Origin of the sequence: Lysinibacillus capsici, from assembly GCF_020217405.1 — a bacterium.
GTDB classification, from domain to species: domain Bacteria; phylum Bacillota; class Bacilli; order Bacillales_A; family Planococcaceae; genus Lysinibacillus; species Lysinibacillus capsici.
Window position 1 is genome coordinate 2,930,193 of the sequence record NZ_CP084108.1, and the last position, 15,776, is coordinate 2,945,968.

Genomic DNA, 15,776 nt, shown 5'->3' on the forward strand with positions numbered 1-15,776 from the left:
CGAGGATAGGTGTGCGGCTTAGCAGATGAGAATGTTATTTGCTTTTTTAGCTATGCACTTTTCCACCAGTGGAGAAGTGCTTTTTTTGATTACGCACGCAATCTTCTAAAAATCTACTAATTAGTTAGGAGGAAAACTTTTTGAAATTTTCATGGTGGAAACTTAGTTATTTTTTACTGGCCTTTTTAATCGTGCCAAAACGTGCCTTTGCCATGCATATCATGGAAGGTTTTTTACCAATCGAATGGGCTATTTTTTGGTGGGTCATCTCTATTCCATTTATCATTCTAGGATTGCGTTCTATTCGAAAAACCGTTGATGAAAATCCTGAAACAAAAATGCTTTTGGGGCTTTCAGGAGCCTTTGCCTTTGTGCTATCTGCCTTAAAAATCCCTTCTGTTACAGGTAGCTGCTCTCACCCAACTGGTGTAGGACTTGGGACAGTACTCTTTGGCCCTCTAGCAATGAGTGTAATTGGAACAATCGTTTTATTATTTCAATCTTTATTATTAGCTCATGGAGGAATTACAACTTTAGGGGCTAATGCCTTTTCTATGGCTATTGTTGGTCCTTTTATTGCTTACTTTGTCTTTAAAGGTGCTCAAAAAGTAGGCGTGTCATTTTCACTAGCCGTATTCTTTGCAGCTATGCTTGGTGATTTAGGTACATATATTGTGACTTCTGTACAACTAGCACTAGCCTTTCCTTCAGAGGTTGGAGGCTTTATGGCATCCTTTACAAAGTTTGCAGGAATTTTTGCCTTAACTCAAATTCCTTTAGCCGTGAGTGAAGGAATTTTAACGGTCATAGTGATGAATTTCTTGAAAAAATACAATATTAGCGAACTAAAAACTTTACGTGTTTTCTCAACAAAGGAGGCACATTAACAGATGAAAAAAAATTTATTGTTATTAGCAATTGTTGTGTTATTAGCCATCATACCCTTGTTCATACAAAAAGGTGCTGAATTTGGTGGTGCTGATGGAGAAGCAGAAGCAGCTATTGGTGAAATCAATGCGGAATATGAGCCATGGTTTGAAAGTCTATGGGAGCCACCAAGTGGTGAAATCGAAAGCTTATTATTCGTGCTACAGGCAGCTATAGGAGCTGGCTTTATTGGCTACTTCATCGGCTATATGCGTGGCAAACATAAAGAAGGTTAACCATTATGTTACTCATTGATAAGTATGCCTATCTGAATAAGCTAGCGTCCGTTCATCCGCTAGAAAAAATGATATTTTCACTTGGATTACTTCTCATAACGCTCATCATGAGAGATGAACGACTTTCACTCATTACATTTTTTGTAATGAGTGCTTTTATCATTTTAGGTGCCAAAATTCCGCTTACATACTATGGCAAATTATTATTGCTACCTGGCTTTTTCTTATTAACAAGTCTTGTATCTATTTTACTTTCTTTTACATCATCAACGAATACACTCCCTGCCCATATTTGGTCGTTTACATGGAGGAATTGGACTGTCTTTATTGGGAACGCAAGTGTGTTAGCAGCGCAACAGCTGTTCTTTATTGTCCTTGGCAGCATTAGTTGTTTATACTTTTTAATTCTAACCACTTCCGTACAAGGAATATGTTATGTGCTACGACAATGGCGACTCCCCTCTTTATTAGTGGAGCTCGTCGAACTAACCTATCGTTTTATTTTTATGTTTTTAGAAAGTATGCAAAATATACATCTCGCCCAGCAAGCACGTCTCGGCTACCATTCACCGATGCAATGGCTACGCTCTGTCTCCATGCTTATTGTGGCATTATTTGTGGAAATGTTTCAACGTAGCCGAGAGCTCAACAACGCCATGCTATCACGTGGAGGCGAGGCCGTCTACTGGCAAGAGATGGGCTCTTATAGCAAGAAAAATTGGCTAGGCATGGCAGCTATTTTACTAGTCCTCATCGTATACGGAGGGTATTTCACATGACAACATTTTATTTTAAACTCAACCAATTATCTTATGCCTATGCGGATGGTACGAAGGCGTTATCAGATATTACATTAGACATTCCAAAAGGTAAAAAAATCGCCATACTCGGGCATAATGGCGCGGGAAAATCAACTTTATTTCAGCATCTTAATGGTATTTTAAAACCTACAGCTGGGTCGATTTTATTCGAAGGCAACGGTCTGGAATATAGTCGAAAAGCTTTAAAGACCCTACGCCAAAAAGTCGGCATTGTTTTTCAGAATGCAGAACATCAGCTTTTTTCAGGGACCGTCAAGCAAGATATAGCATTTGGCCCATTGAATCTCGGCTGGTCTACTGAACAAACGGAAGAAAAAATAGCATGGGCCGTTGCGCAAACCGAAGTGGAAGATTTGCTTGATAAACCCATTCATTTTTTAAGCGTAGGTCAGAAAAAACGTGTAGCCATGGCAGGTGTTTTAGCGATGGAGCCCTCTGTCCTTTTGTTAGACGAACCAACAGCAGGTCTTGATAATTATTATGCTGCACAAGTATTACAATACTTAGCCAAATTAGAGAATGGTGAGAGAACCATTTTACTAGCAACACATGATATACCTCTCGCTTATGAATGGGCCGATCTAATCATTGTTATGGAGGCTGGAAAAATTATTTACAACGGTGATCCAATCGCCTTGTTTTATGAAGACGAATTGTTACATCGCGCGCATCTTGAACGTCCATGGATTTTTGAAATGGTCATAGCTTTGCAAAAAAAGAAGCTATTGCAGGAAAATATCAAAATCCCTCGTTCCAAGCAGGAGTTACAACAATTAATAGAACAAATTTAAAGCTTTAAACAATGCTAGGTATACGAAAAACAAGCCGTGTTTAGCTGTCCGTTTTTTCGTTATACCTACCAAAAATTAAAATAGCAAAGAAAAATTTTCCTCCATTACGAAACTTTTCTAATCTTTGTCCGTATTACTATAGTCGAGACTTAATTTATAACACCAAGGAGAGATAACAATTGAAAAGTTGGTATAAAAAATCAGTCGCTGTTGTAGCATCCGCTGCACTCATGGTTCCTGCTGCTTCTGCCTTTGCTGAGGCACCACAGCATAAAGCGAAAAACATGCTGGCAAACAGTGCAAAACAAACAGAGAAGAATGAAGAAAAATGGATGAGTAAGGATACAATTGTTATCAAGCATTCAGGTCTTGATAAAAACGTACATAAAAAAATTGGCTCCAAGGTCATCCGCTCCATTCCTTCATTAGGTTATGATGTTGTACAACTAAATAAAGGCGTATCAATCGAAAAAGCCGTCTCTTACTATTTAAAGCAAAACGGGATATCTAGTGTGTCTCCTAGCTACGTCTATCATTCTTTCAATAATGAAGCTGATCCTAAGAAACAAGAGATGTATCATTTAAACCTACTGCAAATGGATAAGGCACTAGAATTAGCAGGCAACCATGATGTTACAGTTGCTGTCATTGATTCTGGTGTAGATTTTAAACACCCCGATCTAAAGTCACAAGTACTCCCACCCTATAATGCAGCAGCACCTGCTAATACTACTTATTCAGGCGATCACGGAACACATGTGGCAGGTATTATCGCCGCAGCAAAAGATAATGGCGTAGGTGGGCACGGGGTTAATCCGAATGCAAAGTTACTGCCAATTGATGTATTTAACGGCAAAGAAGGTGCTAATGATTTCATTATTGCACAGGGTATTCTTTATGCAATTGAGCAGGGCGTTGACGTCATTAATATGAGTCTAGGAGGCTATGGTGAATCTCCCCTGATGAAGGAAGCCGTTCAGAAAGCGATTGATAGTGGTATTACAATTGTGGCAGCCGCAGGAAATGAATCAACAGATGAATATTCCTTCCCCGCTTCTTTCGAAGGTGTCATTAGTGTTGGTTCAACAAATGAACGCAACAAACTATCAAGCTACTCCAATTACGGTCCGTCTGTTGATATTGTTGCACCAGGTGAAGACATTTATAGTACCGTTCATGATGCGAAGAAAGGATCATCTTTTGTCAAGTTTAGTGGAACATCCATGGCCTCTCCTGTCGTGGCAGGAATCGCATCTCTTCTTAAATCAAAAAACCCATCTTTAAAACCGCATCAAATAGAAGCGATTTTAGAAATGACAGCACAAGATTTGGGCGAGAAAGGTTATGATCTTACTTATGGTCACGGATTAGTTGACCCTGTAGAAGCATTACAATTTGATTTAAATAAATTACCAAAGCATTATTCAGAGACAAAGGAAGATCGCATTCAAAACGCCAAGGTCCTTACTAAAAATAAGCTAAATACAGAACAAGGTACTTTTGAACAGCAAGACGAAAAGAAATGGTATAAAGTCGATCTTGAAGAAAATGAATATGCTCAATTGACATTAAAAGGCGCTGACAAATACGACTATGCCTTTGATTTATATTTCTACCCAAATAGCGGGATTGGTGATGTAGAGCCCATCCATGTCAACGATGTTCGCGTAGGAAAAAAAGAAGGTTATCTATTTAAAGCAGATCAAAAGGGAACGCTTGTCATTGGTGTCAAAGATCATAATGGAAGCTATAGTTTAAAAGGCAAATCTACTTACATTTTCACAGCACAAACGACGAAGGACTTACCAATTGATACAGTAGACAAATCTACGATGGAGCCTATTAAAAAGTTCCCTTATAGTACAGCAGGTAAAAACTATACACTACTGTCAAAAGATCAACAACAAGATCAAGATTACTTCACGTTCTCTGTCAAAAAACCGACGACGTTACAATTTGATCTATCGGGAATTCCAGGTGTCACTGCTTCTATGGAGCTTTATCTGAAAGATGACTTTAATCCTGTGCCACCAGAAGAAATCGATCCAGCTGAAAATGATGAAGGTGAAGAAGAAGAAGCCTATCCAATGCAGACCGCTTATGGTACTGCAAAAGGTGAAGCGGTTCGTATGATTATCGATGCTGTTCCAGATCAAGAGTACGTTTTAAGTGTATCTAATGAAAGTAATAGCGAGTTTTCTATGGAGATGTTCTTTAGTGGCGGCATCGAAAAAGAAGAAACAATTAGTGAATCAATGATCCCTTACACATTAAAAGGTGAAGTAGTTTCCCTCCCACCTGATGAGGATGGTCTACCTGTAGATGAAGCCATGATCGAAGAAAATATCCCTGAGGGCCAATTACCACTTACAGAAAACAACATAAAAAAACGTAATGAAATTGACAGCTTGATGAGCATGTTAATGAATCCTACAGCTTCAGGCAATCTAGAAAATGTTGACCCTATCATTAAACAGGCAATCCGCTTTGAAATAGGCGAGGATCAAAAAGCTTATTTCCAAACAGATTATGACGAGGATTATTTCTTATTCAAAGCGAAGGAAGACGCTCTTTATAGCTTCAGCTTTATGAAAGGCATGAATCAAATGCCTGCAGGTACAGTATTTGAATATGATGAAAAAACAAAGGAATTAATTCCCGTTTCTTCCTTGACAAACGACCTTGGCATACTGGCGCTACTACTTGGTTCAGTTGGCAAGGAGGACGATGCAAAGGTTATTCCATTGAAAAAGGACAAAACCTACGTGGTAGCAGTTGTCAATGCTGGAGAACGATCTGCCGAGCCTTATACATTGAAAACAAAGAAAATAGGCGATATTCCAGCAGAGTACAATCCAAACAATCATGAGGAAGCAAAAGCGCTAAAAATTCAACCAGGTACTACTTATAAAGACCACCTGATTTATCAAGATGATGTAGATTATTACTACTATAAGCAACAAGGCAATGACGAGGTCATGAGTCTGCTTCTTTCTTCGGTTCCCTTTACAAATGAACAATTAGCTCAGCTACCTAAGGAACTACAAAAAGACTTAAAATTTGCAGGAGCTATCATCGAAGATACGAACGGCAATATGAAGATTGATGCCAAAGAAATGGAAACGGAAATTCCATTCGGACTAGGTGATAATATTCTTGAAATGTTACTTGGAATGATGGGTACAGACGATGTAAATACATCGTTTAAGGCGAAGAAGGATCGAGGTTATTTTATTCTAGTCAACAGTATGGGTCTTGGCCAAGTATCGATTCAGCCCTATTCATTGACATTGTTTGATCATAAGCTTGTGGATGAAGATGTGGATTCAAAATTAGTAAATGGAGTACCTAGCAAGCCATCTATTCTTGTGAAAAAGGATGAGAAATGGGTTGCAACGCAATATTTAAATGCAGGTATACCATTTGGCGATAAAGACTATTTTGAATGGAATAACGACCAGAAACGCGAAGTCTTCTTCTCGCTTCAAACAGAAAAAGCGTTGGATGGTGTTATTCGAGTATTAGATACAAATGGAAAAACCGTCAAAACATTCGATCTTTACGGAGTTGGAGACGCCGAGGTTGGTACGGTGGAGCTGGATGCGGGTAAATATTATATTGAAGTAAGTGAGTTTGATGGCAAAGCTAGCACACAACCTTATACACTTGAAATAAAATAGAAGAAATCAAACAAAATCCCTTAGATCATAACGATCTAAGGGATTTTTAAGATATAAAAGAAACATTCTCATCCAACGGTGAAACGCTCGCCAGTTCAGCTTACATAAAATATTTAACATAATTACAATATTCATCTTGTTTCATTTGTAGCTTTTCATAAAGCTTGCGGGCATTTACATTATCAGCCGCTGTTTGTAACGTAACATAGCGAGCATATTGTTGCTCACAATAATGAAATACCTTTTCCATCAATGCCTGGCCCACCCCTAGGCCTCTAGCATCTTCTGTTACATAAATATCATTTAAAATATAGGCACGCTGTAAAGCAATGGACGAAAATGTTGGATATAATTGTGTAAATCCAATCATCTTGTCATCCACCAGCGCGATGAAAATGACAGATTCTTTCAAGGCCAATCGTAATTGTAAAAATGCCTTTGCACTGCTTATATCTGACTCAATTCCATAAAATTGACGATATTCATCAAACAGTTTTGCTAAGTCCTCTAGTTCATTCATTGTTGCTTGTAGTATTTCCATTCTAGTCTCCCCTTGTGTCTACCCATGATTGTCTAGCTTTATAAAACTAGTTTTTATTATATAGGAAATACTGGTATAAAGAAAAGAATACTCCTCTCAATCCAGAAAATATTCACTTTTATTCACCTAAATAATTGGCAACCTTCTTGACGATCTGCCTCCAATTTAATTCCTTGCGGGCAAATGCTTGAAGCTGGACACAAGTATCTGTCAACAATGGTTCCTGTGCTGCAACTTGTTGCAATGTCTGACCTATTGCCTCCCAATCATGTGTAGGATGGATGGTACCAAAACGCTGTTGTTGTGTAATATCAGCAGCACCATCCACATCTGTTGTCACGATATAGCAACCATTTTTAGCTGCCTCCGCAAAGACATGGGCATAGCATTCGACTAAAGACGTTAAGCAAAAAATTTTAGCCTTGCGATACTCCTCCTCTAGCTTTATCTTATCAAAAATAGGTCCTACTATCGTCACTTGAGCGGCAAGTGGATGATTATCTAGTAATAGTCTCAGCTCTTCTTGAAATGAGACTGACATCGGCCCTACTAAACGAAGCTCCCAATCTGGCAGTTGTGCTGCGAGAAATGCCTTGACTGTCAAAATTGTTTGCTTCTCTGGTGCATCCAATCGCCCAACTGTTAGAATTCTATTTTCTTTCTCGTGAAACGGCACTGGCTCTGTGGGAAAATGTTCATAAAAACCATTGGGTATATGTTTAACATCTAATTGTGAAAAGTCTTTGATTGCTGTTTGAATAGATATGCATTCAGAGGTAAGGAGATCACAAAGCTGTAACAACTCTAAAAAATAGGGATAGGTTTTTAATCGATTTAGCCAAAATCGATTAACATCTAATTTCATATAAATTTTGCCATGTGGATTAAAGTGCTTATAGGTTTTCAAAATAGCTAAATAGGATGGATAGGGTCCAATAGCAAAGGCAATGTCGATGTCCCTTGCATGCTGGGCTAAATAGGCATTCATATTCGCCACATAATCATCTTCAAATGCGACAGACTCAAATTTTACAGTGGGAAAGACTTGTTGAAGAAGAGCTTCATTCATTTCTGTCGTGACAATAGTGACCTCATAGCCTAAATGTTCCCCCAGTAAAATAGGCACTAGACACAAATCTTTGAAAATATGGGCATCCGAAAGTTTGTAAGATTCCACGCTACAAATAAAGGCTATCCTTTTGGTCATCGTATCCCTCTTTCTAAAAAAAGCGCTCTCGCTAGTTTATGACCTCTCTTGCTAAACGTGCCTATGTTAGTAAATTTTCGCCTTTCTTATGCCATATCTCTAGTAAACATAAAAATTCTATCTAAAAACGACTCTCTTAAAAACACCCTAAAATAAGCAATTGCCTACAGTAGCATTACGTCTACGCATATTGTATTAAAGGATCTACTCAGTCACATAGAACAACTCTACTAATGAACCTAGAATGGAGGGATCAGATGAAGATTAGTTTTTTATCACCTGCATTTAATAGCGAAGAATGGATCGTAACGATGCTTGATAGTATTCCTAAAGAATATGCCTATGAAATTATCGTGGTGGATGATGGCTCTACAGACAATACGCTAGCCATTTTACAGGACTATCAGAAAAACTGTGCGGCTTTAAAAATCATCGTGCACTCAACGAATTTAGGTGCAAGTGTTGCCTACAATCGATGCATTGCAGAAGCGACAGGAGATTATATAGCCATCATCGATAGTGATGACCACTATTTACCTGCTATTCGCAATGTACTTGCACAAGTGGATGGCACTTTTGATATTTACTATTACAACATGATTATTAAGAATGGCTTTGCTTTTATTAAAGATGAATCCAACCGCTATTCCTTACCTGGGCAATTTAAGATCATCAGGAGAAGTTTAATTGGAGATGCGAAATTTACGATACGTAAAGATATTGCAGGAGATTGGGATTTTAATTGCGCCCTAATGGATAAAAATCCGACAAGTAAATATACTAACGAATTTGCTTATTGGTACAACTACCCTAGAGAGAACTCTGAATGTGACCTACATCAAAGAGGATTAAAATAATAGCATGCAGGAGGTGTAACGAACTATACAATGTTTACAGATAAAATATTATTGATTACTGGAGGCACGGGCTCTTTCGGGAACGCTGTATTGAAGCGATTCTTAAATACGGATATCAAGGAAATTCGGATTTTTTCAAGGGATGAAAAAAAGCAAGATGATATGCGGAAACACTATCAGCATACTAAAATCAAATTTTATATTGGAGATGTCCGCGATATCAAAAGCATTCACAATGCGATGTATAATGTTGACTATGTATTTCATGCCGCCGCTCTCAAGCAAGTCCCCTCCTGCGAATTTTTTCCCTTAGAAGCTGTGAAAACCAATATTTTAGGAACGGATCACGTACTAACAGCCGCCATTCAAGCTGGTGTTAAGAAAGTCATTTGCCTTTCAACAGATAAGGCCGCGTACCCTGTCAATGCGATGGGTATATCCAAGGCAATGATGGAAAAAACGTTTATTGCGAAGTCACGAATGGTTGATCCTCACCATACCCTAATTTGTGGCACTAGATACGGCAATGTCATGGCTTCACGAGGCTCTGTCATCCCATTATTCATTGAACAAATAAAGGCTGGGAAACCTTTAACGATTACGGACCCTCATATGACACGTTTTATGATGAGCCTTGACGAGGCGGTAGAACTGGTATTGTACGCATTCACACATGCTCAAAACGGGGATATTATGGTGCAAAAATCACCTGCTGCCACAATAGAAAATTTAGCACAGGCTTTACTTGAGATCTTTCAAGCGAACAACGCCATGCAAATTATCGGAACACGGCACGGAGAAAAAATGTATGAAGTATTATGTACGAAGGAAGAAGCAGCAAAAGCTATTGATATGGGCCATTTCTATCGAATCCCAGCGGATAATCGGGATTTAAATTATGGAAAATACCTCGATGAGGGCTCTCCAAAAATTACATTAACGGATGAATATAACTCGAACAATACCCAACAATTAAGTGTGGCTGACATTAAAGTAAAGCTATTAACATTGCCTCTTATACAAGAAGAGCTCCTTCATTGGACAGGAGGAAAACCATGAAATTTTTAGTGTTCGGTGCTACAGGCATGGCTGGTCATACCATTGCCATCTATTTATGTGAACAAGGGCATGATGTAACAACATACTCTCGAACCCCTTTTCCCTATGGCAATAATAGAACAGGTGATGTGACAGACTCCCATTTTTTAAGGTCGCTACTACTAGACAATGAGGTAGATGTCGTCATTAATTGTATTGGTGTTTTAAACAATGCTTGTGAGGCTCATCCTGCCCAAACTGTTTTACTGAATAGCTATTTACCGCATGCCCTTGTATCTCTCCTTGAAAATAGTCACACAAAGCTTATTCATCTAAGTACCGACTGCGTATTTTCAGGCAAAAGTGCTCCCTACTATGAAGATAGTGTATTAGACGGGGAAACCTTTTATGACCGCACAAAAGGTATAGGGGAAGTGAATAACGACAAGCACCTAACATTTCGTAATTCCATAATTGGTCCTGATTTGAAAAAGGATGGCATCGGACTCTTCAATTGGTTTATGCAACAAAAAAGTCCCGTCTATGGCTATTCGGGTGCTATTTGGACGGGAGTGACAACACTTACTTTGGCTAAAGCCATTGAACGTGCTGCACAACAAGATTTAACAGGACTCTATCATCTCGTCAATACGACAAATATTTCTAAACACGATCTACTGCATCTATTTAATAAGCACTTCCTGAACAAAAGTATAAAAATTCTTCCTCATCACCTTGTTCAAATCAATAAAACATTAATAAATACAAGAAATGACTTTTCATTTATTGTCCCTAGCTACGAAGAAATGATGATAGAGATGAAGGAATGGATATTGCAGCATAAAGACTTATATCCTCACTATTTTCAATGATCTATACATCAACTCCATTATGGATGAAGATTCGTAATGGGGTTCCCCTACCGAATAACTGTCCCTTCAGGTAATTGACCATCCTTAATCCAATTCTCTACAAAGCGATTAAAAAATGCAGGCTGGGCTAATGAGACGCCGTGACCGATGTTCTTCAATAACACACCCTTGCTATTTGGATGACTTTGCACAAGTGCTTTAGCGGATTTTCTCATGTTGCTTTTCTCTTTTTCTCCCACAGTTATTAGGATCTTTCCTTGAGCTTTGTTAAAGTCAGCTGGGATGGAAAATGACATATTTTCTCGCAAAATTTGAATCAATGTATCTACTTTCATCGTGGCACTCTCTTGATAGTAACGCTCAAAATAATCTTCTTGAATGTACAGGGCTTTTGCTTGAAGTTTCGCAAATGTTTTATTTTTTATAAGCGGAAATGACAGCCGAATAAACGGTTGAAGCATCCTTTCTACAGTAGGAGAGGGTATTACGAGCGCACTATTGATGATCGTAAAATCGATTAAACTAGGCTGTAGACTTAGCATTTGAATAGCGATTTGCGCTCCTAAAGAGAAACCAATTACTATAACAGGCTTCCCATTGGCTTTTTTCTCAATAAGCAGAAGAAGCTCTTTCGCACTTTGTTCAATGGAAAATGGATTGTGTGTCATTAGCTCAGGTATAACACAGTGATAATGGGAAAAATGGCGAACTTGCTGATCCCACATCCACCCTCCAACGCCCCCTCCATGAATAAACATCATGAAAGGATTGTTAGCATCCCCATACTCCTTGTATTGCATAGATACACCTACTTTCATTCTTTCTCATTCATGGTCATCTAAAAAATCTTTACTAAAGCTTGTTTGTGATTGATAGGAGGAACGTTTCCCTAAATCTACACCACGTTTTATAATCCCCTTGCCAAACCGTCCCTCAATTTCATCGACAAGCTTGAGAATCGGTTCATCTTTCGCATGCTCCTGAAAATCAAATATCGATAATTGCTGTGAATAATCTTTACGATCCACCACATTGGAAACCGTTACACCAAGTAATCTTACAGGAGATTCATCCCAATGCTTATCAAATAAAGTACAAGCAATGTCGTAAATTTCTTCATAACGATACAGGACATTGGACATTGTTTTCGAACGTGTATGATTATGCCAATCAGCATCCCGTATTTGAATGCTCACAGTTGAACCTGCTAAGCGCTTGGCATCAAGACGCTCCACCACTTTTTTACATAGACCTTCGATTGTTTTATGAAGTGTACGAACATCTGTTACATCTTCTGGTAATGTTGTTGAATTCCCAACGCTTTTCGTATCAAAGATTGCCTCAGGATCGACCATGCGCTGATCCACCCCATTGGCCCTTGCTCGAAGCCGTACCCCATTCTTCCCTAAAATTTGCTTCATTTTAAATTCTTCTGTCTTAGCTAGATCACCTATTGTAAAGATGCCTTGTGCATTTAATTTTTTAGCAGTACTTGCTCCAATCCCATGCATGTTGACAACCTCACGATGCCATAATTGCTGTTCAATATCCCGTATTCGTAGTACGGTAATCCCCATTGGTTTCTTCATATCAGAGGCTGTTTTCGCTAAAAATTTATTCGGTGCAATACCGATGGAACAAGGTAAATCCAGCTCAGCTAAAATGCGCGCTTGTATTTCCTGGGCAATACTTAAGGCATGCCGTTCCTTGCTTAGCTCAGTCACATCCAAGTAGCCCTCATCAATCGAAACAGGCTCTACTAATGGTGTATAGCTTCGAAGAATGGTGAACATTTCTTTAGATGCATGACGATACTTTTGAAAATCTGGAGGTAATAACAATAGCTCAGGACATTTACGCTTCGCTTCATGAACAGTCATAGTTGTATAAATGCCTAGCGCTCTTGCTTCATATGAACAAGTTACTAAAATGCCACGCCGTTCCTTTGGGTTCCCTGCAATTGCGATAGGCTTCCCCTTTAAACTTGGGTCATGTGCTTGCTCCACAGAAGCATAGAAACTGTTCATATCCACATGCAAAATAACACGCCCTTTATGTGCCATGCTCATCACCTCGTTTCTTTCTTAGCCTTATTATACGCCCCATAACCTCTAATCAACAAATGCATAATCACCATTACTTTCGAGGAGGTCCTTTAAAATAATTAACGCTTGCTCAAGTTGAGATTCTGGTGCTGCAATGGCTAAACGAACGGCATTGACAGGCTTTGTATTCCCTACGGCAAAGCGTTCCGCTGCATAGACTTGTACACCAGCTTTCGAAGCTAACAATTCAAATTGAACACCCGTAAATTTGTCAGGCAATTGGAGCCACCTAAAAATACATTCCTCATCCCCTAATATGTGATAATCCCCTAAATACTGATCGACAAGCGCATTTTGCTGCTTGGCATATGCTCGGTGTTTTTCTAATATCGTTTGGGCAACACCTTCATGGATTAATCGTGCTGCAAGCTCCAGCATGATAGGAGAAACAGAAATGTTGATATTATAGAGCGTTTCCATTATTTTTTTACGTAGCGCAGGTGGTGTCACAAGGAAGGATAATCGTAAACCAGGTGATAGTGTTTTAGATAGGCTAGCAATGTAAATAACCTTATCGGGTGCATAAGAAGCAATCGGAGCAAGCGGTTGCTCCTTGAGAAAGCTATAGATAGCATCCTCGATTACAAGCAAATCCTTCTGTCTTGCCACGTCTGCAATCATTTTTCTTGTTTCTACTGACATCGTATGAGTCGTTGGGTTATGAAAATCAGGGATCACATAGATTCCTTTGATATGCTCATTTTTACACGCATATAGTAATCCTTCTTTTGTCATTTCACCCTGACATTGTTGGATAGCCACAAGCTGGATACCAAGCATATTTGCAGCTGTTTTAATGCCTGCATAGGTAATTGGATCTGTACCAATGCGGTCGCCTGGCTGAAATAAAGCTGCAAGGGTTCCCACAATGGCATTTTGTCCGCCTGCTCCTAGAAGAATTGGCTGATCTGTTTGAAAATTTACTAGTTCGAGTAGCTTCATCACGGCTTCGTTTTGCCATGCATTGCCCTCAGGTCGTCCATATTGAAATAGCATGCTAAAACTAGGTTCGTTTATCATTTTCTTCATAAAGCGTGTAATATCATCATTAACGAAATTATCTGGTAATACAGAGCCCATTTCAATGATAGGTGTGGCATGGTTGGTTGGGAGTAACATTTTATTGCTAGCCGCATCTGTTGAAACGAATGTACCGCTGCCAATCGAGGCATAGATTAATCCTTTTTGGCCACAAAGCTTAAAGGCTCTTGTAATCGTACTCAAATTCACATCTAAAAAATCAGCTAATTCACGCTGGGGTGGCAATTTTGTACCGGGTACTAGCTTTCCATCCTTGATATCTTGTTCTAGCTGATGTGCGATGGCTATATATAATGGAGCAGAAATATTGCTAATATCCGGCTTCCAACTCATTGGATACTCGTCAAATGAATTAATAGGCATTCACTAGGCCCTTCTTTCTCTTAATTTGCATACAATAGTTTAATTGTCTTGCATACAATGATAATATTGTATGCACACGATGACAATGATATAATTTTTAAAAAATCAGAAAAAAAGGACCGATAATTATGCAATATTCTGAAAGAATCTTAAAAACACCATCCTCATTTATTCGAAATATTTTAAAAGTGACAGATGCAGAGGACGTTATTTCCTTTGCAGGTGGGCTTCCAAACCCTATTTCTTTCCCAATTGATGCATTGAGAGCATCCGTAGATCATGCTATTACAGTAAATGGCAGTCGATTATTCCAATATTCATCTACACAGGGTTATGCACCATTGCGTGAATATATTGCCGCGAAATATCAACGTCTTCATGGACTTGATGTACATGCTGACGATGTCTTTATTACTACAGGTTCACAGCAAGCGCTTGAACTTATTGGTAAAGTACTTATCAATAAAGGCGATGGCATTATCATCGAAGAGCCAGGGTACCTAGGGGCTATCCAAGCCTTTACTTTAACAGAGCCAACTTTCCATGGTGTTACGCTAGAAAATGATGGCCTAAACTTAGAAGAGCTAGAGCGTGCTCTACAACAACCAAATGTAAAATTCATTTATACGGTGCCGAACTTCCAAAACCCAACTGGACTCACATATTCGAAAGAAAAGCGCGAGCAAATTTGTGAAATAGTGGCAAAATACGATGTCGCTTTAATTGAGGATGATCCGTACGGAGAGCTACGTTTCCAAGGGGAGCCACTTCCATATATCGGTGCTGGTAAATTAGAAAATAGTATTTTACTAGGTTCTTTCTCTAAAACGGTCACACCAGGCATGCGTCTCGGCTTTATTATCACAAAAAACAAAGAGCTTTTGCAGCATATTGAAACAGCGAAGCAAGCGTCTGATCTTCATACTAATATTTTTTCACAATATGTTATCTACGATTACTTAGCAAGTAATGATTATACCGAACATGTAAAGAAAATTATTGCTTTATATAAAAATCAGTCGGATGCGATGCTTGATGCTATGCAGGAGTTTTTCCCTGCCCATGTTGAATATACACGACCTGAGGGTGGCATGTTCATTTGGGCAACAATGAAGGACGGTACACCGGCCCTTGATGTATTCAATAAAGCGATGGAACAAAAGGTAGCCTTCGTGCCTGGCGATCCATTCTATACATCAAAAACGAATGTGAATACAATGCGCCTTAACTATACAAATGCAACACCTGAAGTCATCCGTGAGGGAATTAAACGTTTAGCTAGTATTTTATAAAACGA

Annotated in this window: 14 protein-coding genes; 9 read left to right on the forward strand and 5 right to left on the reverse strand. The window is 39.0% G+C overall.

What is annotated here, in order from left to right; all coding sequences use genetic code 11:
- Window positions 1-140: 140 nt before the first annotated feature.
- The 5 genes from LCP48_RS14490 to LCP48_RS14510 all read left to right on the forward strand — a co-directional run bounded on the left by LCP48_RS14490 (window position 141) and on the right by LCP48_RS14510 (window position 6,455).
- Window positions 141-887, forward strand: coding sequence for an energy-coupling factor ABC transporter permease (locus tag LCP48_RS14490; protein ID WP_225340311.1), 747 nt, complete (start codon window positions 141-143; stop codon window positions 885-887).
- A gap of 3 nt (window positions 888-890) precedes the next feature.
- Window positions 891-1,163: an energy-coupling factor ABC transporter substrate-binding protein gene (locus LCP48_RS14495; RefSeq protein WP_009370241.1), complete on the forward strand. Its 273-nt coding sequence runs from the start codon at window positions 891-893 to the stop codon at window positions 1,161-1,163.
- 5 nt (window positions 1,164-1,168) lie between these two features.
- Window positions 1,169-1,942 carry a cobalt ECF transporter T component CbiQ gene (cbiQ, locus tag LCP48_RS14500; protein ID WP_225340312.1) on the forward strand — a complete coding sequence of 258 codons (774 nt, stop codon included), beginning with the start codon at window positions 1,169-1,171 and terminating at the stop codon, window positions 1,940-1,942.
- A complete protein-coding gene (locus LCP48_RS14505; protein WP_004231286.1) occupies window positions 1,939-2,775 on the forward strand; it encodes an energy-coupling factor ABC transporter ATP-binding protein in 837 nt (278 codons plus the stop codon). The genes cbiQ and LCP48_RS14505 overlap by 4 nt, the downstream gene beginning before the upstream one ends.
- Before the next feature lie 179 nt (window positions 2,776-2,954).
- The gene (locus LCP48_RS14510; RefSeq protein ID WP_225340313.1) at window positions 2,955-6,455 is read left to right on the forward strand and encodes a S8 family peptidase; all 3,501 of its coding nucleotides are present in this window, start codon (window positions 2,955-2,957) and stop codon (window positions 6,453-6,455) included.
- Between the two features lie 100 nt (window positions 6,456-6,555).
- Here the strand turns inward: LCP48_RS14510 and LCP48_RS14515 are convergent, their stop codons facing one another.
- Window positions 6,556-6,996, reverse strand: a complete 441-nt coding sequence (locus LCP48_RS14515) for a GNAT family N-acetyltransferase (protein ID WP_004231281.1) — start codon at window positions 6,994-6,996, stop codon at window positions 6,556-6,558.
- Between the two features lie 118 nt (window positions 6,997-7,114).
- Window positions 7,115-8,203 (reverse strand): glycosyltransferase family 4 protein, encoded by a 1,089-nt coding sequence (locus LCP48_RS14520; RefSeq protein ID WP_225340314.1) that lies wholly within the window; start codon window positions 8,201-8,203, stop codon window positions 7,115-7,117.
- A 257-nt stretch (window positions 8,204-8,460) separates the two neighbouring features.
- Between LCP48_RS14520 and LCP48_RS14525 the strand changes: the two genes are divergently transcribed.
- From LCP48_RS14525 to LCP48_RS14535, 3 genes are read left to right on the forward strand one after another with little or no spacing between them, the layout of a single operon-like run.
- Window positions 8,461-9,060 (forward strand): glycosyltransferase family 2 protein, encoded by a 600-nt coding sequence (locus LCP48_RS14525; RefSeq protein ID WP_004231279.1) that lies wholly within the window; start codon window positions 8,461-8,463, stop codon window positions 9,058-9,060.
- A 30-nt stretch (window positions 9,061-9,090) separates the two neighbouring features.
- Window positions 9,091-10,119, forward strand: coding sequence for a polysaccharide biosynthesis protein (locus LCP48_RS14530; RefSeq protein ID WP_009370234.1), 1,029 nt, complete (start codon window positions 9,091-9,093; stop codon window positions 10,117-10,119).
- A complete protein-coding gene (locus LCP48_RS14535; RefSeq protein WP_009370233.1) occupies window positions 10,116-10,970 on the forward strand; it encodes an SDR family oxidoreductase in 855 nt (284 codons plus the stop codon). Before LCP48_RS14530 ends, LCP48_RS14535 begins: the two co-directional genes overlap by 4 nt.
- Before the next feature lie 47 nt (window positions 10,971-11,017).
- Here LCP48_RS14535 and LCP48_RS14540 read toward each other — a convergent pair whose 3' ends face one another.
- From LCP48_RS14540 to LCP48_RS14550, 3 genes are read right to left on the reverse strand one after another with little or no spacing between them, the layout of a single operon-like run.
- Window positions 11,018-11,770, reverse strand: coding sequence for an alpha/beta fold hydrolase (locus LCP48_RS14540; protein ID WP_004231273.1), 753 nt, complete (start codon window positions 11,768-11,770; stop codon window positions 11,018-11,020).
- 24 nt (window positions 11,771-11,794) lie between these two features.
- Complete coding sequence (locus LCP48_RS14545) at window positions 11,795-13,033, reverse strand: DNA polymerase IV (RefSeq protein WP_004231271.1); 1,239 nt, start codon at window positions 13,031-13,033, stop codon at window positions 11,795-11,797.
- Between the two features lie 48 nt (window positions 13,034-13,081).
- Window positions 13,082-14,479 (reverse strand): aminotransferase-like domain-containing protein, encoded by a 1,398-nt coding sequence (locus LCP48_RS14550; RefSeq protein ID WP_004231269.1) that lies wholly within the window; start codon window positions 14,477-14,479, stop codon window positions 13,082-13,084.
- Window positions 14,480-14,607: 128 nt separating this feature from the next.
- Here LCP48_RS14550 and LCP48_RS14555 point away from each other — a divergent pair, with 128 nt between their 5' ends.
- Window positions 14,608-15,771, forward strand: a complete 1,164-nt coding sequence (locus tag LCP48_RS14555) for an aminotransferase-like domain-containing protein (protein ID WP_004231267.1) — start codon at window positions 14,608-14,610, stop codon at window positions 15,769-15,771.
- Window positions 15,772-15,776: the final 5 nt, after the last annotated feature.

What these genes read in the sequence shown, in the direction of transcription:
- LCP48_RS14545 (WP_004231271.1), bottom strand. Translation starts at nt 13,033, where the DNA reads ATGGCACATAAAGGGCGTGTTATTTTGCATGTGGATATGAACAGTTTC.
- LCP48_RS14555 (WP_004231267.1), top strand. Translation starts at nt 14,608, where the DNA reads ATGCAATATTCTGAAAGAATCTTAAAAACACCATCCTCATTTATTCGA.
- LCP48_RS14520 (WP_225340314.1), bottom strand. Translation starts at nt 8,203, where the DNA reads ATGACCAAAAGGATAGCCTTTATTTGTAGCGTGGAATCTTACAAACTT.
- LCP48_RS14530 (WP_009370234.1), top strand. Translation starts at nt 9,091, where the DNA reads ATGTTTACAGATAAAATATTATTGATTACTGGAGGCACGGGCTCTTTC.
- LCP48_RS14515 (WP_004231281.1), bottom strand. Translation starts at nt 6,996, where the DNA reads ATGGAAATACTACAAGCAACAATGAATGAACTAGAGGACTTAGCAAAA.
- LCP48_RS14550 (WP_004231269.1), bottom strand. Translation starts at nt 14,479, where the DNA reads ATGCCTATTAATTCATTTGACGAGTATCCAATGAGTTGGAAGCCGGAT.
- LCP48_RS14525 (WP_004231279.1), top strand. Translation starts at nt 8,461, where the DNA reads ATGAAGATTAGTTTTTTATCACCTGCATTTAATAGCGAAGAATGGATC.
- LCP48_RS14495 (WP_009370241.1), top strand. Translation starts at nt 891, where the DNA reads ATGAAAAAAAATTTATTGTTATTAGCAATTGTTGTGTTATTAGCCATC.
- cbiQ (WP_225340312.1), top strand. Translation starts at nt 1,169, where the DNA reads ATGTTACTCATTGATAAGTATGCCTATCTGAATAAGCTAGCGTCCGTT.
- LCP48_RS14535 (WP_009370233.1), top strand. Translation starts at nt 10,116, where the DNA reads ATGAAATTTTTAGTGTTCGGTGCTACAGGCATGGCTGGTCATACCATT.
- LCP48_RS14505 (WP_004231286.1), top strand. Translation starts at nt 1,939, where the DNA reads ATGACAACATTTTATTTTAAACTCAACCAATTATCTTATGCCTATGCG.
- LCP48_RS14540 (WP_004231273.1), bottom strand. Translation starts at nt 11,770, where the DNA reads ATGCAATACAAGGAGTATGGGGATGCTAACAATCCTTTCATGATGTTT.